Genomic DNA, 19912 nt, shown 5'->3' with positions numbered 1-19912 from the left:
GATCAGGACGGCTGGCAGGCGTCCTTCAGCGAGCAGGCTCCACAGGAGTTGCCGCAGGCACCGGTGTCGGCGGCGGGGACGGCTGCCGCGGCACGGGCACCGAGCGATCCGCCAGTACCCGCAGTGAGCGCGGCAGCGACGACGCTGACCAGGAGGGCGCCGATCCCGATGACTCCACCGACCAGAATTCCGGCGACACCACCGATGATCAGCAGCCCGGCCGCGGCGAGAAGCGTGGGGCCGGCGACCTTGTTCGCCAGGGCGAAGGCGTCGTCGTCGCGCAGTGTCTCGGCGGTCCGGACACCCGCCCACCGGTTGCGCGGCAGACGTTCGGTGAGGCCGGCCAGGGCGACGCCGGCAACGGCGACGGCGAGGACGAACAGCACGACGGAGGCAATCAACACGACACCAGGATACGGCGCACCCGGATGCGCAGGTGAGTCCGGGTGGGGTGAGGCTCTACCCTGGTTGACGGTATTCCTCTCCATCCACGAATGTCAGCCAAGTAGATAGCGACCACAGTGACCGAGCACGCGCAGCCCGCCAACCCGTCCGACGCGACCCCGCAGCACCGCTACACCGCGGAACTCGCCGGCCAGATCGAGCAGCGCTGGCAGGACCGATGGAGCGCGGAGGGCACCTTCGACGCGCCCAACCCGGTCGGCCCGCTGGCAGGCCCGGTTCCCGCCGACAAGCTGTTCGTGCAGGACATGTTCCCGTACCCGTCGGGGACGGGTCTGCACGTGGGGCACCCCCTCGGCTACATCGCCACCGACGTGTTCGCCCGCTACCACCGGATGCAGGGCCACAACGTGCTGCACACGCTCGGGTACGACGCTTTCGGTCTGCCGGCGGAGCAGTACGCGGTGCAGACGGGCACGCATCCGCGGGCCACCACCGAGGCGAACATCATCAACATGAAGCGTCAGCTCCGGCGTCTCGGCCTCGGGCACGACGAGCGGCGCACGTTCGCGACCACCGACGTCGACTTCTACCACTGGACGCAGTGGATCTTCCTGCAGATCCATGACGCCTGGTTCGACAAGAAGGCGGGGAAGGCCCGGCGCATTTCCGAGCTCGAGGCGGAGTTCGCCTCGGGTGAGCGCACCGTGGAGGACGGGCGGGACTGGCAGTCGTTGTCGGTCTCCGAGAAGGAAGCCGTCCTCGACTCCTATCGGCTCGTGTACCACTCGGATTCGATGGTCAACTGGTGCCCGGGTCTGGGCACTGTCCTGGCCAACGAGGAGGTGACAGCGGACGGCCGCAGCGACCGCGGCAACTTCCCCGTGTTCCGGAAGCACCTGCAGCAGTGGATGATGCGGATCACCGCCTACGCCGACCGCCTCGTCGACGACCTCGAGTACCTGGATTGGCCCGAGAAGGTCAAGGCCATGCAGCGCAACTGGATCGGACGCTCGCACGGTGCGCAGGTGAAGTTCCAGGCCGACAGTCACGAGATCGAGGTGTTCACGACTCGTCCGGACACGCTGTTCGGTGCCACCTACGTGACGCTGGCGCCGGAGCACGACCTCGTCGACGAGCTCGTTGCCGCCGAGTGGCCCGAGGGCGTCGATCCGCGATGGACCGGCGGTGCGGCCAACCCGGCCGAAGCCGTTGCGGCGTACCGAAAGTCAATTGCGGCCAAGTCGGATCTGGAGCGTCAGGAATACAAGGAGAAGACGGGTGTCTTCCTCGGCACCTACGCGGTGAACCCCGTCAACGGGCGCGAGCTGCCAGTGTTCATCGCCGACTACGTCCTCACCGGATACGGCACGGGCGCCATCATGGCGGTCCCCGGCCATGATCATCGTGACTACGAGTTCGCGACCGAGTTCGGTCTCGACATCGTCGAGGTGATCTCCGGTGGCGACCTCACGAAGGACGCGTACACCGGCGACGGCACCATCGTGAATTCGGACTTCCTGAACGGAATGACCGTCGCCGACGCCAAGAGGGTCATCACCGAGCGCCTCGAGGCGGACGGCACCGGCAAGGGCACTATCCAGTACAAGCTGCGCGACTGGCTGTTCGCCCGTCAGCGGTACTGGGGCGAGCCCTTCCCGATCGTGTACGACGCCGACGGCAATGCGCACGCACTGCCGGATTCCATGCTGCCGGTGGAACTTCCGGAGGTCGAGGACTACGCTCCCGTGTCCTTCGATCCCGACGACGCCTCCTCGGAGCCCTCTCCCCCGCTGGCGAAGGCTGTCGACTGGGTCAATGTGGAGCTCGACCTCGGCGACGGGCTGCAGACGTACCGCCGCGACACCAACGTGATGCCGCAGTGGGCGGGCAGTTCGTGGTACCAGCTGCGCTACATCGACCCGACCAACCAGGACACGTTCTGCGACAAGGAGAACGAGCAGTACTGGACGGGTCCGCGGCCGGAGATCCACGGACCGAACGATCCCGGTGGCGTCGACCTGTACGTCGGCGGTGTGGAGCACGCTGTGCTGCACCTGCTGTACTCGCGGTTCTGGCACAAGGTGCTGTTCGACCTCGGCTACGTCAGCTCGAGCGAGCCGTACCGCCGCCTGTACAACCAGGGCTACATCCAGGCCTACGCCTACACCGATGCGCGCGGGGTGTACGTGCCGGCCGACGAGGTGGAGGAGAAGGACGGCAAGTTCTTCTATCAGGGCGCGGAGGTCAACCGCGAGTACGGCAAGATGGGCAAGAGCCTCAAGAACTCCGTGTCGCCGGACGAGATCTGCGAGGAGTACGGGGCCGACACCCTCCGGGTGTACGAGATGTCGATGGGCCCGCTGGATACGTCCCGTCCGTGGGCGACCAAGGACGTCGTCGGTGCTCAGCGTTTCCTGCAGCGCGCCTGGCGTGTGGTGGTCGACGAGGAGTCCGGCGCTGTGCGGGTCACGGACGACGCCCCCTCCGAGGACACCCTGCGCGCGCTGAACAAGGCGATCGCCGGGGTGAGCGACGACTACACGGCGCTGCGGGACAACACCGCGGCGGCCAAGCTGATCGAGTACACCAACCATCTCACCAAGGCCTACCCCGGCGGTGCCCCTCGCTCCGCGGTGGAGCCCTTGGTGCTCATGCTCGCGCCGCTGGCCCCGCACCTCGCGGAGGAGCTGTGGTCGCGGCTCGGCCACGAGAAGTCGCTGGCCCACGGCCCCTTCCCGGTGGCCGAGGAGAAGTGGCTGGTGGAGGACACCGTCGAGTACCCGATCCAGGTGAACGGCAAGGTCCGCAGCCGAGTGACGGTGGCGGCCGACGCGTCACGCGAGGAGATCGAGAAGATCGCGCTCGCCGACGAGAAGATCGTGGCACTGCTGGACGGCAAGGACCCGCGCAAGGTGATCGTCGTCCCGGGGAAGATGGTCAATATCGTCCTCTGACGTCCTCCGCACCCGTGAGCACTTCTTAACACTCCGTGGTTGAGAAGTGCTCACGGGTGTCGTGTTTGCGCTACTGTCTCGAATAGAACACGTTCTAGTCGACTTCAGGAGCATTTGCCATGGCACCGTCCGCAGAAGACATCCGCAAGACCGTCGAGAGGTACGTCGAGGTGGTGGCCACGGGCACCGTCGATGACGTGCTGGCGCTCTATGCCGACGGTGCGATCGTGGAAGATCCGGTGGGTACCGACCCGCGGACCACGGTGGAGTCGATTCGCGAGTTCTACGGGGTGATCGAGCCGCTGCAGCAGACCAGCGAACTGCACACGCTGAGGATCGCCGGAAACACAGCGGCCTTCCACTTTTCGCTGGTCACCGAACTGGGCGAGCAGAAGCTCGAGATAGCGCCGATCGATGTGATGACCTTCGACGACGACGGCAAGATCACGACGATGAAGGCGTACTGGTCGCAGGAGGACATGGTCACGCGCTGACACGCGCACGACCACAGCGGGATTACCGCCCGGTCGAGCGGAAACTGTGCTTACGATGTCGGTGTGGCCACCGACGACGCCGGGCCGGCCGCAAGGGGTGCCCGACGCAGAGCAGTCGCACGTGCAGGTACGCGCTTCCGGCGCGCGCCGCGTCACTGGCTGGTCGTAGCGGGTGTCGTCGCCGCCACGGTGATGGTGGCCTGCTCCTCCGGGTCGGAGGTCAGGACCGTCTCCGTCGAGCTCAACGGCGCCATGGACGACGGGTATCCCTGGACCCAGGTGCTGCTGCCGCCGCAGACGCCCACCACCGTTCCGTACGGTCCTGCCGGCACCGAGCTGCCCACCGAGGGCGGCACCGGCGGCATCCGAGTGGTGGGTGACCGCACGGGTCTCTACGGGGGAAGCCCGGACCGGTTGCTGTGCGACCGGCAGAAGCTCGTCGACGACCTCGAAAGGGAGCCCGCCCGAATGACGGCATGGTCCGGCGTATTCGACGTCGCCGACGTGCGGAGTTACGTACGGACGCTGACGCCGGTTTTGCTTCGCGCGGATACCCGGGTCACCGACTACGGGTTCGAGGGGGGCCGGGCGCAGCCGGTCCAATCAGTTCTCGAGGCCGGGACGATCGTTCTGGTCGACGACCACGGCGTGCCGCGGGTTCGGTGTGTACAAGGCAGCCCTCTCCTGGCCCCCATCCTCGGCGAGAATTCGGAAATGCAGGGTGACCCGTGGCCGAATTTTCAGGAGGATCGGCTTTTGGTAGTGCAGCCGTCGAACCTCGCAATGAACGACATCGCCGTCGTGGACTTGATGACCGGAGGCCTCACTCCCGTTCCGGTCGGTGCGGGACCGGGGCAGCCCGCGGAGCGTCCGCGGCCGCCGGCGCCGGTGATCTCCGAAGCCCCTGTCGTCGATTCGCCGCCGATCGCGGTGCAGCAGGCCGCGCCACGTCCTGCCCCGGCTACGGTTGCGCCGCCGCCGCCACCGCCTCCTCCCCCGCCGCCACCACCGCCGCCTCCCCCACCACCGCCGCAGGTCGAATTGCCACCGCCTCCGGCCCCCGCGCCGTTGCCGCAGCCGCAGATCCGGGTGCAGATTCCCGGCATGCCTCTCCTGGTCATTCCCATTCCCTAGGGATCGGAAGTGACGCCACCCTTGATCTATGGTGGAACGTGTTCTAGTTTTGGTACTTCACGTACCGATAGGGAGCCGTATGACCACATCAGGGGACAACCACGCCATCCTCCCCGCGAAGGAATCGGTGGACCAGAGCTTCGACGTGGTCGTGGTCGGATCGGGCGCTGCCGGAATGAGTGCGGCGATCACCGCGGCCGCGCGCGGACTGAAAGTAGTGATCGTCGAGAAGTCGCCGTATTGGGGCGGCTCCACGTCCCGATCCGGTGGCGGAGTGTGGATTCCGGGAAACACGGTGCTCCAACGTGATGCTCCCCCTGACGATCTCGAGGCTGCCCGCACGTACGTGCGCAGCATCGTCGGACCGGTCGTCGATCCCGAGCGGATCGACACCTACATCGACAGAGGGCCGGAAGCCCTCCAGTTCCTGATCGACCACAGTCCGCTGAAGTTGGAATGGGTGAAGAACTACTCCGACTACTACCCGGAGGCACCGGGTGGGCTGGCTACCGGGCGCTCGTGTGAGCCCGTTCCGTTCGATGCGCGCGCACTCGGCGACGACCTCGACACCCTGCATCCGCCGTACAGCAAGACCCCGCTGAACGTCGTCGTGAAGCAGTCGGATTATCGCTGGCTGAGTACGGGATTCCGGACCTGGCGCGGACCGGTTCGGATGGTGAGGGTCGGGCTGCGCAGTATGGTCGCGAAGGCGCGGCGACAGCACCTGATCGGCATGGGTGCGGCCCTGATGGCGGAACTCCTGCTCGGGGTCCGCCAAGCGGGTATCCCCCTGCGGCTGAACACCGAGCTGACCGATCTGGTCACCGAGAACGGCCGCGTGGTCGCGGTAGTCGTGAAGTCGAACGAGCAGACCACGACGCTGCGCGCGGGGCACGGTGTCGTCCTGGCGTGCGGCGGATTCGACAACAATGCGGAGATGCGACGGAAGTACCAGCGCGAGCCGATCGGTTCCGACTGGACCACCGGGGCACCGTCGAATACGGGCGACGGGATCAATGCGGCGCTGAAACTCGGTGCCGGGGTGAGCTTCATGAGCGACGCGTGGTGGGGTCCGAGCATTCCGCTGCCCAAGGGACCATGGTTCGCCCTGGCCGAGCGGTCGCTGCCGCGCAGCATCATGGTCAACGACCGCGGCGAGCGGTTCATGAACGAGTCGCTGCCGTATGTCGAGGCGGTACACCGCATGTATGGCGGTGAGTACGGGCAGGGCGACGGCCCGGGTGAGAACATCCCCGCCTGGTTGATCTTCGACCAGACCTACCGGGACCGGTACCTCTTCGCCAGTGTCACGGCGCGTGCCCCGCTTCCCAGGAAATGGCTCGACAGCGGGGCGATCGTCAAGGCGTCCACTCTCGAGGGTCTTGCCGAGAAGATCGGTGTCCCCGTGGACCGTTTCACCGCCACCGTCGAACGGTTCAACGGGTTCGCCCGCCGGGGTGTGGACGAGGACTTCCACCGTGGTGAGAGCAAATACGACCACTACTACGGCGACATCAGCAACAAACCCAACCCGAGCCTGGGCGAGTTGACCAAGGGCCCGTTCTACGCGGCCAAGATGGTCCCGGGCGATCTGGGTACGAAGGGCGGCATCAACACCGACACGGCGGGGCGAGCACTTCGCGAAGACGGAACCGTCATCGAGGGACTCTATGCGGCGGGAAACACCAGCGCGCCGGTGATGGGACACACCTATGCGGGACCGGGAGCCACGATCGGGCCTGCGCTGGTTTTCGGCTATCTCGCGGCACTCGACATCGCGGAGAGGGCGCGGTCGATGGCCGGCACGTCCGGAGAGTGATGTCCGAACGCGAGGTTGTGGTCGACGGATTTCGGTGGAGTTTCAGCGATCTGGGCGCAGGACCGCCGGTGGTGATGTGCCACGGATTCCCGGGACTCGGGTTCAGTTATCGCCATCAGAGTCGCGCGCTCGCCGAGTCGGGGTTCCGGGCCCTCGCACCGGACATGCCCGGGTACGGTCGCACGGACACTCCCGTCACCATCGGCGATTACACGAACGATCGCGTGGCCGACCAACTCGTCGGCCTCCTCGACACGCTCGGTGAGGATCGAGCGGTATTCGTCGGCCACGACTTCGGCGCCCCGGTCGCGTGGACGCTCGCTCTCCGCCACCCCGAGCGGGTGTCGGGGCTGGTGCTCCTGGCGGTGCCCTATGCGCCCGACCGCTTTCCCGCCCGACCATCCGAGTTGTATGCGGCGGTGGCGCGCAAGCACTTTCTGCACATCCACTACTTTCAGGAACCCGGTGTCGCAGATCGGGAACTCGACACCGACCCTCGCCGATTCCTGCACAGGCTGTTCTACGCGCTCTCGGGCGACTATCACTACCTCGATATCTGGCAGCACCCGTCCGAGGGGAACGGCTACCTCGACGTGTTGCCACACGCGCCGCCGCTGCCGTGGTCGTGGTTGTCGCAGGCCGAATTCGACCGTTACGCAGACGTATTCAGCGCTACCGGATTCACCGGTGGCCTCAACTGGTACCGGGCGTATGACGCGAACTGGGAACACAGCGTGGACCTCGATGGCGCCCCCATCGAGGTCCCGACGCTGTTCATCGCCGGCGCCCGTGATCCCGTCCTCGCGATGAGCGGTTCGGCGGCACTCGACCGCATGCGGGAGGCCGTTCCCGACCTGCGGGGCGTGCATTTACTGGAGGGCGCCGGGCATTTCGTTCAGCAGGTGCGGCCCACCGAGGTGAACAAGCTTCTGCTGGATTTCGTGACCGACCTGGACGTCACCGGGTCGGCGGGCCACTAGACTAGTTGCGTAGAGCATTGATGACGGCTCGAATAAAGGCGCCCGTTTCGTGATCGTGGTTGGTGGATTCGCTGTCGGTTGTCCCGTAGGTCCGGTTGGATGACAGCTTCACGACCGTTGCATTCGCTGTCGGGTCGACGTAGACGAATTGGTTGTAGACACCGATCGCGCTGAACTCGCCGTGATCTCCGGCCGGAATCCACCACTGGTAGCCGTATCCGAACTCGAATCGGTGTGTGCCGACGATTGGCTGCCCCGGCTGAAGGTAGGGGGCGTCCGGAACCACGGAGTCGCGCACCCACTGCTCCGGGACGACTTGGTTGCCGTGCCATTCGCCGCCGTTGCGGTACAGCTCGCCGAGCTTGGCGAAATCCCGGGCGGTCATGTTCAGCCCCGCGAACGCGACCTCCATTCCGGCGGCGTCGAGCAGCCATGCGCCGGGAGAGGTCATACCAAGGGGTTCGTACAGTTTTTCCTGCATGTAGTCGGTGAGCGAGCGGTTGGTCGCGCGGACCACCAACGAGGCGAGTGCTTGGGTGTCACCGGAGTTGTAGCGGCACACCGTTCCCGGTTCGTTTTCGCGAATCACGCCGGCGACGAAGTCGTCGAGGGTGCCTACGCCAGCCATCGCGGCGTTGAGCTGGAAGACATCTGAGGTGGGGTCGCTGTAGTCTTCGTTCCACCGCGCCCCGGAGGACATCTGCAGGACGTTTCTGATCGAGACGCCGTCGTACGCGGACCCCGGATTGACCGGAACGTAGTCACTGATGGGATCGTCGATGCTCTTGATGTGGCCCTCGGCAACGGCGATACCGACCAGCGCGGACACGAAGCTCTTCGCCACAGACATCGAGATCCACGGCACCTCGGGGCCACCGGTGAGCGCGTATCGCTCGTGGCGAATGACGCCGTCCTCGAGGACGAGCAGCGCTGCGGTGTCAGTTTCGACGAAGAAGTCTTCGAACGACTTCGTCTCGCCGGCGAACTCGTAGGTGTCCGGAAGGTCGATCGTGTCGCCGGTGCGCCACTGGTGTGGCGTCGATGATGGGGTGAGCTCGCGGGTCGGCAGCAAGCTTCCCAGTCGGCAGAAGTTGTCGTGCTGCGGGGCGCCGGTGAACAGGCCCAACTCCGCCAGGGTGCTGGTTTGATCGGTCATGGTCGTCCTCAGTTCGTTGGTGGTGGCGCGGTGATCTTCGGATGTGCGCCAAGTCGATTTCCAGTCTCGGCAGATCACGGGACCGGCCCCGGTATAGCAGCGGCGGCACGAATGTCACAGTTGCTGAAGATGATCCGGGCCAGGCGCCGAGCGGCGGCTGTTGGCGCTGACGGCCGCCACCGCCGCATGCGAACGGTGCGGCTGATCACTTGTCTGCCCCAGAAGCCTGGGACGTGGGTTCGACTTCCTGCCGTGTACGAGCAGTACACTGAAAGTAGCAGTACCGTTTGGTTATCACAACCACTTGGTACGTCTAATTTTCGGGCTAGTTGGAGGGATAGGATTCAGCGATGGGCACAGGCGGGGTCGACGGACGCACGCTGAGGTATCAGCATCGGCGGCCGGAGTTGCTGGCGGCGGCGACCGAGTATGTGCTCGACCACGGGATCAGCGATGTCTCGCTCCGTACGATCGCGCAGGCGCTCGGCGTCACCCATGCGACTCTCCTGCGACACTTCTCGTCCAAGGAGGAGTTGCTCCTGCAAGTCTTAGTGAAGATTCACGGCGACTTTCTGGCGGACCTACAGGGCAACGGAGAACTCGGCGCCGCAGAATCGGCGGCGGAGTTCGTGCAGGCCGCGTGGCGCCGGTTGTATGAACCCCGAGAGCAACGCCAGTTCGTGTTGCTGTTCGAGTTGGTCGGACGCACAGCACGAGGACCCGAGCGCGGCGGAAGACTTGTCCAGTCGATAATCAATGATTGGCTCGTTCCCATCGAACAACGCTTGGTCCGGGAAGGGTGGCCACCCGACGAAGCATCCGCGTTGGCGACACTTGTGCTGGCGCAGGTCCGTGGTCTGCAACTCGATCTCATTATGACCGGCGATCGCGCTCGAATCGATCGCGCTTTCGGCCCCACTATCGAGATGGTCAGTAGGCCGACAGTTCGGTAGCAGTCAGGTTGATGACGTCTGCAGGGCGATTCCACCGAAGCTACGCGTACAGATGTGCCGCGGGGGCGCTGGTGGCGCACCGTTCCGACGACGTCACAGCCGAACAGGCCCAACGACGAGTCGACGAGTTCAGCCGGATGCGGGCCACCGCCGACGGCAAGGCGTCGGTGGCGACCGTGGCACCCGCCGAACCCTAGTTGCCGGCGGCCTTCTCGTTCTTACGGTTGGCGGCCTCGGACTCGGCCAAATCCTCCACGCGGTCGGCCCGCGCCCGTTTGTCTGCTGCCTCGCTCTGCTTGTCGGCGGCTTCCTGCAGTTGCTCCTTGGCAGGGGTAGCGGCCTTCTCCTCGGCGGCCTTGATCTTCTCCCGCTCGTTGCGTGCGGCGGCCTCCGCGGCCTGTTTGCGCTGAGCCGCCTGCTCGTCGGCCTGCTTCGCCGCGGCTTGCTTGCGCTGTTCGGCCTCCTGCGCGGCCTCACGCTTGTGTTCTTCTTCACGCTTACGGGCCTGCTCGACCTCGCGCTGCTTCGCCTCCTGCGCTGCAACCTGCTGCTCGTTGGCGCGCTGTCGCTCGGCTTCCAACTCGGCGTCGGCCTCCGCCTCTTTGCGGCTCGCCTCGGCATCGAGTTCCGCTGCCCGCAGTAGCGCCTCGCTGCGTTTGGTGAGCGCCGCGCCGCGCTGCTCGACCTCCTGATCGCCCAGAACACTGCCGACGGCGCCGTCGATGACGCCGAGAGTGCGTTCGTACATCACCCGCGCCGGCGCCTCGGTACCCAGCCGGGACATGAACTGGTCCTCGATCAGTTGCAACGGGAACCGCACGATCTTGTACTGCAGGCGCAGGACCGCTAACGGCACACTGACGATATTCATCGAATCTCCCTCGATACGTGGGTGGTGATCAGGACTGTTCGGCGTCGTCGCGCAGGGCCTCGGCTTCGCGACGTGCACGCTCGGCTTCGGCCCGCGCGGCGTCCGCTTCGCGTATCGACTGGCGATGCTCCTCGACGGCCTCTCCGGCGCTCTCCGCCGCGGCAGTGACCTCGGTGCGCGCATTCTCTTCGGCCCGACTGGTTTCGATCCGGGCGTCGACTCCGGCCCTGGCCTGCTCCGTGACCACCTCACGGTGCTGCGCCTCTTCGGCCGCCCGGCGCTGTGCTCGGCGCTGCTCTTCGGCGGCTTGCCGTGCAACATCCGCCTCGTCCCGGACCTCGGCGCGTTCTGCGGCCCCTTCGGCACGCACTTCCTGGAGTTCCTCGGCCGCCTGCTCGGTCTCCGCCCGGGCGATGGCTTCGGCGGTGTTCGCCTCTTTGCGCTGCTGAGCCTCGGCTTGCTGCAATTGTCCCTCGGCGGTCAGCGAGTCGTTCCCGGTCACCGCTCCGGCGACCTCTTTCGCCTTGCCCTTGACGGAGTCCAGCAAACCTTCGCGGGCTTCCCCGGACGTGTCGCGATCACTCATGGATGGTTCTCCTATTGTCGTGGGCTCAACGGGCTGTCGGGTGCTGAAAAGGCGGTCGTGCGCTGAAAGGCTGGCTTTGCCGTCCCGAACTGACGAGTAACCAGAATGGGCGACCGCGAATCGCGGGAGTTCTGCCGCAGTCGTTAATTCCGTGGGTTCTCCGGTGCGATCACCTAGCATCGGGGCCATGACCGCGCCGCACACCGATCAGTCGTATACCGCACTGCTCGAGGAGGTGGCCGCGTCGCAGCGGGCGCTCGAGTCGACGCTCGAGACCTTGACCGACCAGCAGGCCCGTGAACCCTCCCGGTTACCGGGGTGGAGTCGTGGTCATGTGGTGACGCATCTGGCGAGGAACGCGGATGCTCTCAACCGGTTCGCCGTCGGCGTGATTACGGGGGAGCCCGCTCCGGAGATGTATCCCGGCGGGCCTGCTGCCCGGGCAGCCGCGATAGAGGAGGGGGCGGCCCGGCCCGTCGAGCTCCTCGCCGCCGACTTCCGATTCGCCGGCCGCCGCGTGATCGATTCGCTTCGGGAGATCACCGCGGACCGGTACGAGACGCCGGTGAACTGGCGTAAGCCGGTGACGGCCTGGGATGTGCCGGTACTGCGGTGGCGTGAACTGGAGATCCACCACGTCGACCTCCGCCTGGACCATGCGGTCGGTGACTGGCCGGAGGCTTTCGTCGACAGCACGTTGGCGACGGAGCTACCCGAGTTGAAGGCACTTCATCCCGACGTCACCATTCCGGGACTGCCGCATCACGAGCTGCTTGCGTGGTTGATCGGGCGTCCCACCCGTACCGGGCTGCCGTCGGTTCCCGCCTGGCCGTTCTGACCGTCAGGCGTATTCGGCGGTGTCGAAGGAACTGGCCTCGTCGAGGCCGGCCCAGATGATGTTGCAGCGCTTGCGGGTCATTTCGTCGGCGTCGGTGAGCAGGGCGTCGAGCAGGGAGCGGGGGGTCTTCTGCCACGACTGCTGCAGGGCTTCCACAGCGTGGGGCGGGAACAGCCCGGAGCGGGCGGCCGCGAGGGTCCACTCGCCGAACTCGCCATCGTGGATCCGCTCGACGGCGTCGTAGTCCACGTCGCCGTCGCCGAGATCGAGGGAGAACATCGAAGCGAAGAGATCGCCGCTCACGTCGATGACGGAATCGTTCGGCTTGCGCTGTTCGGTGTTCATCGTGGCGTTACCTCCTGAGCCGACGTGAAAGACCCGACTCGTGCTGGCGAACTGTGCTGACGTGAAGAACTGTAGGGCGGTTGATTGTGAGCAGCTTAAGGGTTTTCTGAAGGACCAAACAGTGATGTATCTCACGCCGGTTTTTTGCCGGGACGCCGCGAAAGTCTCGCTGTCACCGGACGCGCAGCACGACTTCGGTGGGATGTGCGTCAGCAGGCGTCTCGACGGCCTGACGTACGGCAGCGGCGACCGTCGAGGCTCGAAGATAGTTCTCGGGACGGTATTCGCCGCCCTCGCCTGCGACGATGGCGCGCTGCATGTCCGTGTCGATCCGTCCCGGGTGAAGGGAGGTGACCCGCAGGTCCGGCTCCTCGAGCCGCAGCGAGTCCGCAAAGGCGCGAAGGGCGAATTTGCTCGCCGCATAGGATCCCCACCCGGCATTTGCCCGGATTCCCGCACCGGAATTGATGAGCACGACGTGTCCTCCGGCGGCGCGTAGGGCAGGTAGGAGGAGGCGCGTCAGCTCGGCCACGGCGATCACGTTCGCTTCGAGGGTGTGGCGCCATTGCTCGACGCTGGACTCGGCGACGGTCGACAGGTCGGCGACCCCGGCGTTGTGCACCAGCACGTCGAGGTGCTCGATCGGCGCGCAGGCGTCGGCCACCGCGTCGTAGTCGGTGAGTTCCACGGGCCAGGGAGTCGCGGCGGGGAGTTCGCCGAGGATGGCGGTCAGCGACGCTGCTGTGCGGGCTCCGAGAAGGAGGTCGTGACTCGGTGCGAGTTCGCGGGCGATGGCGGCTCCGAGGCCGCGGCTGGCTCCGGTGATCAGGGCTGTGGGCACGGACCCGAGGCTAGCGCCCGTGAGCACTTCTCAACGCTCCGGTGTTAAGAAGTACTCACAGCGGACCAGTGATGCCAGCGCAGGGAGCGGACGGCAATCACCGGTCCCTGCGGACGGCGCGCGGAGTACTGCGTGTATTTGGCGGCGAGGACGTCGATGGCGGCGGTTCCCTCCGCGGTGGTCGCGTCGAGCACCTCGGCCACGCCGTCTACCCGCACCCACCACAGCTGGTCCCAGTCGTCGGCGTAGTGATCGACGAGGATGCTGACGGACGGATTCGCGGCGATGTTCTTCAGTCGTCGTAATGCCGTGGTGCGCTTGGGTTTGAAGTCGACGCACGAGTAGATCGTGTCCTCGGTGAGGGCGAAGACCAACGGTACGAGATGCGGTGCTCCGTCGGGTCCGGCGGTAGCGAGCCGGGCGACGCGGGCAGCGGAGAATCGCTGCACGGCATCCATTACGACTCCCTGACGTTCGCGTCCGACAGCAGCTGATTCGATCGCGGGGGCACGCTGCCAAGTATTGGTCGACCCGGCGAGGCACGTCAACCTCGAGTTGACTATGAAACCACCAATGTGATGCCGAGCGTGAGCATCAGGGCGGCGATACCGGCGTCGAGTGCCCGCCAGGCGCCGGGACGGGCGAATACTCGGTGCAGGAATCGGGCGCCGTAGCCGAGGGCGAGGAACCAGCTGACGCTCGCGACGGCCGCTCCGAGGCCGAACAGCCAACGACCGGGATCCCCTTGATTGTTGGCGACCGATCCGAGCATCAGCACCGTGTCGAGGTAGACGTGCGGGTTCAGCCAGGTCAGTGCGAGGCAGGTGAAGACCGCGGTGGCGAGTGTCGCGGACCCGACTTCCTGTGGAGTGTCGAGCGTGCCGGGGCGTAGGGCTCGACGGGCCGCGAACGCCGCGTAGGCCAGCAGGAACGCGGCTCCGGCCCAGCGGATGACGGTGATTGCGCCGGGCGCGTGGGCGAGGATCGTGGCAATTCCGCTGATCCCGAGTCCGATGAGGATGACGTCGGAGATCGCGCAGAGAGCGACGACGGGAAGGACGTGTCGGCGGACGATGCCCTGCCTCAGGACGAAAGCGTTCTGGGCGCCGATCGCGACGATCAGCGACAGACCGGTGCCGAAGCCCGCTGCTGCCGTGAGCACACTGGGTGTGAAGTCCATGGACACCACGCTACGAAGCCGCCCCTGCATCAGGCCAGCTAATTATCCTTCATTGCCATTAGCATCGCTTCACATGGAGCTGGACCTTGCTGCGCTACGCACATTTGCCGCCGTCATCGACGAAGGCACCTTCGAGGCGGCGGCCCGAACGCTGCACATCACACCGTCCGCCGTGAGCCAGCGCATCAAGGCGCTCGAGCAACAGGTGGGACGCGTGCTGGTGCAGCGGGTAAAACCGGCGCGGGCCACGGACTCGGGGCGCGTGGTGCTCACCCTCGCACGGCAAGTGGCCCACCTCGAGCAGGAGACGATGGCCTCGCTCAATCCGAATACTGCGCAGACGAGCACGCTGCCCCTCGTCGTGAACGCGGATTCGCTGTCGACCTGGATGATCCCGGCCCTGGCCCGGTTGGCACCGGAACATCGTGTGCTGTTCGACCTGCACCGCGAAGACGAGTACCACTCCACGGCCTTGCTGCGGGAGGGAACGGTGATGGCGGCGGTGACGTCCGTTTCGGAGCCGGTGCAGGGATGCACGGTGGAGACACTCGGATCGATGCGGTACCGCGCACTGTGCAGCCGTGAGTTCGCCGACCACTGGTTCCCGGACGGGCCGACCGCCGAGGCCCTGGCAGTCGCCCCCATGCTCGACTTCGACCGCAAGGATGAACTGCAGGCCAGATTCCTGCGGGGGTTCACACGACGACGAGTGCATCCACCGCGGCACTTCGTTCCCGGCTCCTCGGCATTCTCGGACGCGGTCCACTACGGGCTCGGCTGGGGACTGCTCCCCGAACTGCACACGGGCAGCGACCACGGACTGGTCGAGCTCGATCCGGCGCGACCGATCGATGTGCCGTTGTACTGGCAGCGGTGGAAGTTGGAATCGCCGCTACTCACGGCCCTCACCAGTGCCGTCCGGGAGGGGGCACGCGAAGCGTTGCGGTGACGTGGGGTGGGCGCAACACTGGTGGCATGGACGCCGACAGCTCGATGGACCCGGTGCAGGCCCTCCGCGAGACAGCGTTCTGGCTCGAGCGATCCAGGGCGGAGACGCACCGGGTGAAGGCGTATCGGCGCGCCGCCGACGTGGTGGCGGGTTTGTCGGAGGAGCAGCGGGACATCCGTCAGCGCACCGACAGCTGGAAGGACTTGCCGGGCATCGGACCGAAGACGGCGACGGTGATCCGTGAGGCACTCGACGGTGTTCCTGCCTACCTCACGGAACTGCGGGAAAAGGCGGAGCCCCTCGGTGGCGGTGCACTCCGCGAAGCGCTGAAGGGTGATCTGCACACTCATTCGGACTGGTCCGACGGTGGCAGCCCGATCGACGAGATGATGCGGAGTGCGGCTTCGCTCGGCCACGAATACTGCGCTCTCACAGATCATTCTCCCAGACTTACCGTGGCCAACGGATTGTCCGCCGATCGGCTGCGTGCCCAACTCGAGGTGATCGCCCGCCTCAACGAAGAGCTGGCGCCCTTCCGTATTCTCACCGGAATCGAGGTCGACATTCTCGAAGACGGTTCGCTCGATCAGGATCCGGACCTCCTCGACGAACTCGACCTCGTGGTCGCGAGTGTGCATTCGAAGCTTCGGGCCGAGAGTGGTGCGATGACGCGGCGGATGCTCAAAGCCGTGGAGAATCCGCGAGTCGATGTGCTGGGGCATTGCACGGGTCGCCTCGTCACGGGCGGCCGCGGCACTCGGCCGGAGTCCACATTCGACGCCGAGAAGGTATTTACCGCCTGCCGTGACCACGGCACCGCCGTCGAGATCAACAGCCGTCCCGAACGCCGCGACCCCCCGAGCAGGCTGATCGACCTGGCCATGGATCTCGGGTGTCTGTTCTCGATCGACACCGACGCGCACGCGCCCGGACAGCTTGCGTGGCAAGGGTACGGGTGTGAGCGGGCGATGCGGTGCGGCGTCGAACCCGAACAGGTGATCAATACGTGGCCGGCCGACGACCTGCTGGAGTGGGCAGGTTCCCGGTAAGGGGGGAGGATGCCTGCGCCCAGAAGCGCTTCGGGATACGACCGGCATTCCGTGCGCGGCGTCCGGCTCGAACCGCGTCCGCCATGGCCGCGGCCATGAGCGGCGGATCGAACGAGCGGGTGACGGCGGACGCGAGCAGCACGGCGTCGCACCCCAGTTCCATGGCCAGGGCAGCATCACTTGCGGTGCCTATCCCGGCGTCGAGGATCACCGGGACACCGGCGCGGGCGACGATCATCTCGATGTTGCGGGGGTTGGAGATGCCGAGTCCGGTGCCGATCGGTGAACCGAGTGGCATGACGGCGGCGCAACCGGCGTCCTCGAGCCGCATCGCCAGCACGGGGTCGTCATTGGTGTAGGGCAGCACGACGAAGCCGTCGTCGACGAGTTGCTCTGCAGCCGAGACGAGTTCGACGGCATCGGGAAGAAGGGTCCGCTCGTCCGCCACGACTTCGAGCTTCACCCATTCGGTGCCCAGTGCCTCGCTTGCGAGCCGAGCAGTCAGCACGGCCTCCGCGGCGCCCCGGCAGCCGGCGGTGTTGGGCAACAGTGCGATGCCGAGTCTGTTCAGCAGTTCGAGCATCCCCGTCTTCCCCGCCGAGTCGACGCGGCGCATCGCGACAGTGGTCAGTTCGGTGCCCGATGCGAGGAGTGACTCCTCGAGTACGGAAAGGTTCGTTGCACCACCGGTTCCCATGATCAGCCGCGAAGAAAATGTGCGGTCTGCGATCGTGAGCGGGTCGACCCGGATTTCCGCCACCCTGCACCTCCTCCGGCCGGAACTTTCTTCGTGTACCGCACCCTACGGGCGAAAGAACGCGGAGGTGAGAGCCACATGTGGGCTGGGTCATAGGTCCAGATTGGACCCACGGGACCGCAACTATCTGGATCTTCTGGACCCGTACCAGGCTGCCCAGAATGGGGTGCGAGAGCACACGATGGGAGCCGAGATGACCACGATCACCGGGCACAGGAACCGCACCCGCAGAACGAGGGAGGCGGAGTGTCTCGCGGCGGAACTGGAAACCGCCCGTCGCCGCATCATCGAACTGATGGGCCAGCTGGACGAAACAGCGCGTAGCCGGGACGATTTGCGCGACCGGATGCAGGCGATGGCGTGGAATGCCCGTTGGGGACGCGAACAGATCGGGTTCGGCGTGCTGTGATTCGGTTGCGCTACAGCCAGGTGGTCGGGCGGATGAGATTGGCGAGATCCACCAGGGTGTATCGATGCCGACGCTCGGGCGCTTTACGGGCGAGCGCCCGCAGTGCCGACTCGGCCCCGGTCCGCAGACCGTGTTCGGTGAACGGGACACCGAGAAGGGTTGCAGTCGTGGGTATTCGACCCGACCGCAACCAGTCCACCGCCACACCGAGCACGAGAACGCGGGTCTGCAGTGCACGCCGTTCGTCGTGGGCGAGGAGCTCGACGCGTTGGGCGGCTTCTTGTAGGTCCCGTTCGCACACGTCCGCGACGGGGCGGTCGTGGACCAGCACGAGCACGCTCGTCAACCGCGCTTCTGCGTAGTGTCGCGAGGTGGGCGGCACCTCGTCGAGTGCCCGGACGGCGCCGTCCCGGTCACCACGGTGATCGAGTTGCCTGGCGAGGCCGAACGCCGCGCTGATGACGCCGTGATCCGTCCGCCACACTGTGCGGTAGAACTTCTCGGCCTCTCGCCGCCACAACTCGCAGTCCTCCCCTTCCCGGTACTCACAGCGCATCTCCGCCGTCGCCGCCAGCGCGAGCTTCGGAGCATCCTCGCCGGGCAGCGCAGTCAACACGGCGTCGAAACGGCCCAGCGCCGCCTCGAAGTCGCCCTCGAGAAGCGCACATATCCCGCTGTACCAGTCGATGCGCCACGCGTCTGCGCGCTCGAGTGGCAGAGAAGAGAGGATCTGCCCTGCCTCCCGGGGATGTCCGAGGTCGAGGTGCGCGCGCGCTTCGGCGAGCGGAATCTCGATGCTGGGCTCCGCCCCGCCCCGCACTGCTTCCCGCGCCCTGCTCAGCGAATCCAGGAGTTCCTTCGGCCTGCTGTGCACCACCGTGAGGTACGGTGCCGCCGGATCGTCGGGGTTGACGAGTGGGACGGGAAGCGCCCGAGCAACTCCTATCGCACCGACGCGTTCGTTGCGGCGATGCCCGTCCACATACACATCGGTGCGGCTGATGGCGAGGTCCGTGCCGAATGTGGTGCGCTGTGGGCTGAACAGTCGGGAGAGACCGGGATTCGGACGCCCGGTCTTCTGCGCGACGATCTCTCGGAGCACGCCCTCCAACTGTGTCGACATCTCCTCGGCGGAGACGAACCGACGGTCCGGATCGGCATCTGTGGCTCTGAGCAACAGCCGATGGTAGAACTCGTGCTCGGCCAGTAGCGGTGCCTGCTCCGGTGTGGGGAGACCGTCGACGTAGCGCCCCGACTCCGACGGCAGATCGATGGTGAGCGCGGCGAGCGTGCGGCCGACGGTGTAGATGTCCGAAGCCACCGTCGGACCGGTAGTGGCGATCTCCGGCGCCTGATAACCCGGGGTGCCGTAGATGTAGCCGTGGTCGCGGATACGCGCGACCGCGCCCAAATCGATGAGCTTGAGCTGATCGTGGTCGCCGCCGATCATGATGTTCTCGGGTTTGAGGTCGTTGTACACCAGTCCCATGGAGTGCAGATATGCCATTGCGGGTGTCACCTGGAGGATGTAGCCGATTGCCCGTTCCACCGGAAGCTTCGGCCGCGGCGCACCGTCGCGTGTGTCCGCCTCGACCTCCGCCAGGACGTCCCGGAGTGTCCGCCCCCGGATGTACTCCATGACGATGTACCCGACGGGATTGCCGTCCAGCCCCGGGTGTTCGACGAAATTGAAGATCTTGACGATGCTGGGATGCGTGACTTCTGCGAGGAACCGCCGCTCGGCCAGCGCGACCTCTTGCGCCTCGGGATCGCCCGAGTGCAGCAGTCCCTTGAGCACCACCCAGCGATCGTTCACGTTGTGGTCCAGCGCGAGGTAGATCCAGCCCACCCCGCCGTGCGCCAGGCAGCCCAGCACCTCGTACTGCCCGGCGACGAGCTCGCCTGTCTCCAGTTGCGGCGAGAAGGTGAACACGGTGCCGCAGTGCTCGCAGACGCCCTCCGTGGGCCCGGGTTTCCCGCTTGTCGAACGCCCGACCGGGCGACGGCACCGGTCGCAGAACCGTTTGTTCTCCGCCACCACGGGGTTGGTGAGGAGCATCGAAAGTTCTTGCGTTCCAGGGCGGTCCACAGTCGTCGGCGCCGAGTCGGTATCGTCGGCGAACGGGTCGAACCGCACACCGCGGGTGGATTGCAGCTCAACCGGGGGTGTTCGTTGAGTTTCGTCGCTCACG

The 19912-nt window shown here is 66.1% G+C and carries 21 protein-coding genes; 11 read left to right on the top strand and 10 right to left on the bottom strand.

Annotated elements, in window-relative coordinates; genetic code table 11:
- Positions 1-2: 2 nt before the first annotated feature.
- Entirely contained in the window at positions 3-404 is a 402-nt protein-coding gene (locus tag ACH49N_RS22330) for an SdpI family protein (protein WP_159926703.1), read from the bottom strand.
- Positions 405-521: 117 nt separating this feature from the next.
- Between ACH49N_RS22330 and leuS the strand changes: the two genes are divergently transcribed.
- From leuS to ACH49N_RS22305, 5 genes are all read left to right on the top strand, one after another.
- Entirely contained in the window at positions 522-3359 is a 2838-nt protein-coding gene (gene leuS / locus ACH49N_RS22325; RefSeq protein WP_250774008.1) for a leucine--tRNA ligase, read from the top strand.
- Positions 3360-3478: 119 nt separating this feature from the next.
- Positions 3479-3853, top strand: a complete 375-nt coding sequence (locus ACH49N_RS22320) for a nuclear transport factor 2 family protein (RefSeq protein ID WP_358274720.1) — start codon at positions 3479-3481, stop codon at positions 3851-3853.
- 63 nt (positions 3854-3916) lie between these two features.
- The gene (locus ACH49N_RS22315) at positions 3917-4987 is read left to right on the top strand and encodes a DUF6777 domain-containing protein (RefSeq protein WP_358274721.1); all 1071 of its coding nucleotides are present in this window, start codon (positions 3917-3919) and stop codon (positions 4985-4987) included.
- 79 nt (positions 4988-5066) lie between these two features.
- Positions 5067-6806 carry a 3-oxosteroid 1-dehydrogenase gene (gene kstD, locus ACH49N_RS22310; protein ID WP_358274722.1) on the top strand — a complete coding sequence of 580 codons (1740 nt, stop codon included), beginning with the start codon at positions 5067-5069 and terminating at the stop codon, positions 6804-6806.
- Positions 6806-7786, top strand: coding sequence for an alpha/beta hydrolase (locus ACH49N_RS22305; RefSeq protein WP_358274724.1), 981 nt, complete (start codon positions 6806-6808; stop codon positions 7784-7786). The genes kstD and ACH49N_RS22305 overlap by 1 nt, the downstream gene beginning before the upstream one ends.
- A 1-nt stretch (position 7787) precedes the next feature.
- Here the strand turns inward: ACH49N_RS22305 and ACH49N_RS22300 are convergent, their stop codons facing one another.
- A complete protein-coding gene (locus tag ACH49N_RS22300; protein WP_358274725.1) occupies positions 7788-8942 on the bottom strand; it encodes a serine hydrolase in 1155 nt (384 codons plus the stop codon).
- 350 nt (positions 8943-9292) lie between these two features.
- Here ACH49N_RS22300 and ACH49N_RS22295 point away from each other — a divergent pair, with 350 nt between their 5' ends.
- Both ACH49N_RS22295 and ACH49N_RS22290 read left to right on the top strand, forming a co-directional pair.
- Complete coding sequence (locus tag ACH49N_RS22295) at positions 9293-9895, top strand: TetR/AcrR family transcriptional regulator (RefSeq protein ID WP_317768327.1); 603 nt, start codon at positions 9293-9295, stop codon at positions 9893-9895.
- A gap of 11 nt (positions 9896-9906) precedes the next feature.
- Positions 9907-10092: a hypothetical protein gene (locus ACH49N_RS22290; RefSeq protein WP_397504771.1), complete on the top strand. Its 186-nt coding sequence runs from the start codon at positions 9907-9909 to the stop codon at positions 10090-10092.
- Here ACH49N_RS22290 and ACH49N_RS22285 read toward each other — a convergent pair.
- Together ACH49N_RS22285 and ACH49N_RS22280 are read right to left on the bottom strand one after the other, a co-directional pair.
- Positions 10089-10766: an IF2 family translation initiation factor gene (locus tag ACH49N_RS22285; protein WP_358274727.1), complete on the bottom strand. Its 678-nt coding sequence runs from the start codon at positions 10764-10766 to the stop codon at positions 10089-10091. The two genes, ACH49N_RS22290 and ACH49N_RS22285, sit on opposite strands and share 4 nt — an antisense overlap.
- 28 nt (positions 10767-10794) lie before the next feature.
- A complete protein-coding gene (locus ACH49N_RS22280) occupies positions 10795-11352 on the bottom strand; it encodes a CsbD family protein (RefSeq protein WP_159926685.1) in 558 nt (185 codons plus the stop codon).
- Positions 11353-11539: 187 nt separating this feature from the next.
- On the opposite strand from ACH49N_RS22280, the gene ACH49N_RS22275 reads away from it, so the two are divergent.
- Positions 11540-12190 carry a maleylpyruvate isomerase N-terminal domain-containing protein gene (locus ACH49N_RS22275; protein ID WP_358274728.1) on the top strand — a complete coding sequence of 217 codons (651 nt, stop codon included), beginning with the start codon at positions 11540-11542 and terminating at the stop codon, positions 12188-12190.
- Positions 12191-12193: 3 nt separating this feature from the next.
- Here the strand turns inward: ACH49N_RS22275 and ACH49N_RS22270 are convergent, their stop codons facing one another.
- The 4 genes from ACH49N_RS22270 to ACH49N_RS22255 all read right to left on the bottom strand — a co-directional run bounded on the left by ACH49N_RS22270 (position 12194) and on the right by ACH49N_RS22255 (position 14556).
- The gene (locus ACH49N_RS22270) at positions 12194-12535 is read right to left on the bottom strand and encodes a hypothetical protein (RefSeq protein WP_213575467.1); all 342 of its coding nucleotides are present in this window, start codon (positions 12533-12535) and stop codon (positions 12194-12196) included.
- Between the two features lie 172 nt (positions 12536-12707).
- Positions 12708-13376 (bottom strand): SDR family oxidoreductase, encoded by a 669-nt coding sequence (locus ACH49N_RS22265; protein WP_358274730.1) that lies wholly within the window; start codon positions 13374-13376, stop codon positions 12708-12710.
- A gap of 44 nt (positions 13377-13420) precedes the next feature.
- Positions 13421-13834: a TIGR03668 family PPOX class F420-dependent oxidoreductase gene (locus ACH49N_RS22260; protein WP_358274732.1), complete on the bottom strand. Its 414-nt coding sequence runs from the start codon at positions 13832-13834 to the stop codon at positions 13421-13423.
- Between the two features lie 101 nt (positions 13835-13935).
- Complete coding sequence (locus ACH49N_RS22255) at positions 13936-14556, bottom strand: LysE/ArgO family amino acid transporter (RefSeq protein WP_358274733.1); 621 nt, start codon at positions 14554-14556, stop codon at positions 13936-13938.
- A 73-nt stretch (positions 14557-14629) separates the two neighbouring features.
- On the opposite strand from ACH49N_RS22255, the gene ACH49N_RS22250 reads away from it, so the two are divergent.
- A complete protein-coding gene (locus ACH49N_RS22250; protein WP_358274735.1) occupies positions 14630-15505 on the top strand; it encodes a LysR family transcriptional regulator ArgP in 876 nt (291 codons plus the stop codon).
- A gap of 44 nt (positions 15506-15549) precedes the next feature.
- Positions 15550-16554, top strand: a complete 1005-nt coding sequence (locus tag ACH49N_RS22245; protein WP_358274810.1) for a PHP domain-containing protein — start codon at positions 15550-15552, stop codon at positions 16552-16554.
- Here the strand turns inward: ACH49N_RS22245 and ACH49N_RS22240 are convergent.
- A complete protein-coding gene (locus tag ACH49N_RS22240) occupies positions 16505-17305 on the bottom strand; it encodes a thiazole synthase (RefSeq protein WP_397504775.1) in 801 nt (266 codons plus the stop codon). The two genes, ACH49N_RS22245 and ACH49N_RS22240, sit on opposite strands and share 50 nt — an antisense overlap.
- A gap of 199 nt (positions 17306-17504) precedes the next feature.
- Between ACH49N_RS22240 and ACH49N_RS22235 the strand changes: the two genes are divergently transcribed.
- Positions 17505-17720 carry a hypothetical protein gene (locus ACH49N_RS22235; RefSeq protein ID WP_358274738.1) on the top strand — a complete coding sequence of 72 codons (216 nt, stop codon included), beginning with the start codon at positions 17505-17507 and terminating at the stop codon, positions 17718-17720.
- A 10-nt stretch (positions 17721-17730) separates the two neighbouring features.
- Here the strand turns inward: ACH49N_RS22235 and ACH49N_RS22230 are convergent, their stop codons facing one another.
- Positions 17731-19911 (bottom strand): tetratricopeptide repeat protein, encoded by a 2181-nt coding sequence (locus ACH49N_RS22230; protein WP_358274740.1) that lies wholly within the window; start codon positions 19909-19911, stop codon positions 17731-17733.
- Position 19912: the final 1 nt, after the last annotated feature.

Origin of the sequence: Rhodococcus sp. NPDC019647 (assembly GCF_044389235.1) — a bacterium.
Lineage (GTDB): Bacteria > Actinomycetota > Actinomycetes > Mycobacteriales > Mycobacteriaceae > Rhodococcus_F > Rhodococcus_F oxybenzonivorans.
The sequence above is the reverse complement of the archived record's forward strand: the minus strand, read 5'-3'. Positions and strand labels throughout refer to the sequence as shown.

Excerpts from the sequence above, each read along its gene's own strand:
- ACH49N_RS22285 (WP_358274727.1), bottom strand. The coding sequence starts at position 10,766 with ATGAATATCGTCAGTGTGCCGTTAGCGGTCCTGCGCCTGCAGTACAAG.
- ACH49N_RS22255 (WP_358274733.1), bottom strand. The coding sequence starts at position 14,556 with ATGGACTTCACACCCAGTGTGCTCACGGCAGCAGCGGGCTTCGGCACC.
- ACH49N_RS22245 (WP_358274810.1), top strand. The coding sequence starts at position 15,550 with ATGGACCCGGTGCAGGCCCTCCGCGAGACAGCGTTCTGGCTCGAGCGA.
- ACH49N_RS22305 (WP_358274724.1), top strand. The coding sequence starts at position 6,806 with ATGTCCGAACGCGAGGTTGTGGTCGACGGATTTCGGTGGAGTTTCAGC.
- ACH49N_RS22250 (WP_358274735.1), top strand. The coding sequence starts at position 14,630 with ATGGAGCTGGACCTTGCTGCGCTACGCACATTTGCCGCCGTCATCGAC.
- ACH49N_RS22290 (WP_397504771.1), top strand. The coding sequence starts at position 9,907 with ATGACGTCTGCAGGGCGATTCCACCGAAGCTACGCGTACAGATGTGCC.
- ACH49N_RS22270 (WP_213575467.1), bottom strand. The coding sequence starts at position 12,535 with ATGAACACCGAACAGCGCAAGCCGAACGATTCCGTCATCGACGTGAGC.
- ACH49N_RS22300 (WP_358274725.1), bottom strand. The coding sequence starts at position 8,942 with ATGACCGATCAAACCAGCACCCTGGCGGAGTTGGGCCTGTTCACCGGC.
- ACH49N_RS22260 (WP_358274732.1), bottom strand. The coding sequence starts at position 13,834 with ATGGATGCCGTGCAGCGATTCTCCGCTGCCCGCGTCGCCCGGCTCGCT.
- ACH49N_RS22320 (WP_358274720.1), top strand. The coding sequence starts at position 3,479 with ATGGCACCGTCCGCAGAAGACATCCGCAAGACCGTCGAGAGGTACGTC.
- kstD (WP_358274722.1), top strand. The coding sequence starts at position 5,067 with ATGACCACATCAGGGGACAACCACGCCATCCTCCCCGCGAAGGAATCG.
- ACH49N_RS22295 (WP_317768327.1), top strand. The coding sequence starts at position 9,293 with ATGGGCACAGGCGGGGTCGACGGACGCACGCTGAGGTATCAGCATCGG.
- ACH49N_RS22275 (WP_358274728.1), top strand. The coding sequence starts at position 11,540 with ATGACCGCGCCGCACACCGATCAGTCGTATACCGCACTGCTCGAGGAG.
- ACH49N_RS22280 (WP_159926685.1), bottom strand. The coding sequence starts at position 11,352 with ATGAGTGATCGCGACACGTCCGGGGAAGCCCGCGAAGGTTTGCTGGAC.
- ACH49N_RS22235 (WP_358274738.1), top strand. The coding sequence starts at position 17,505 with ATGACCACGATCACCGGGCACAGGAACCGCACCCGCAGAACGAGGGAG.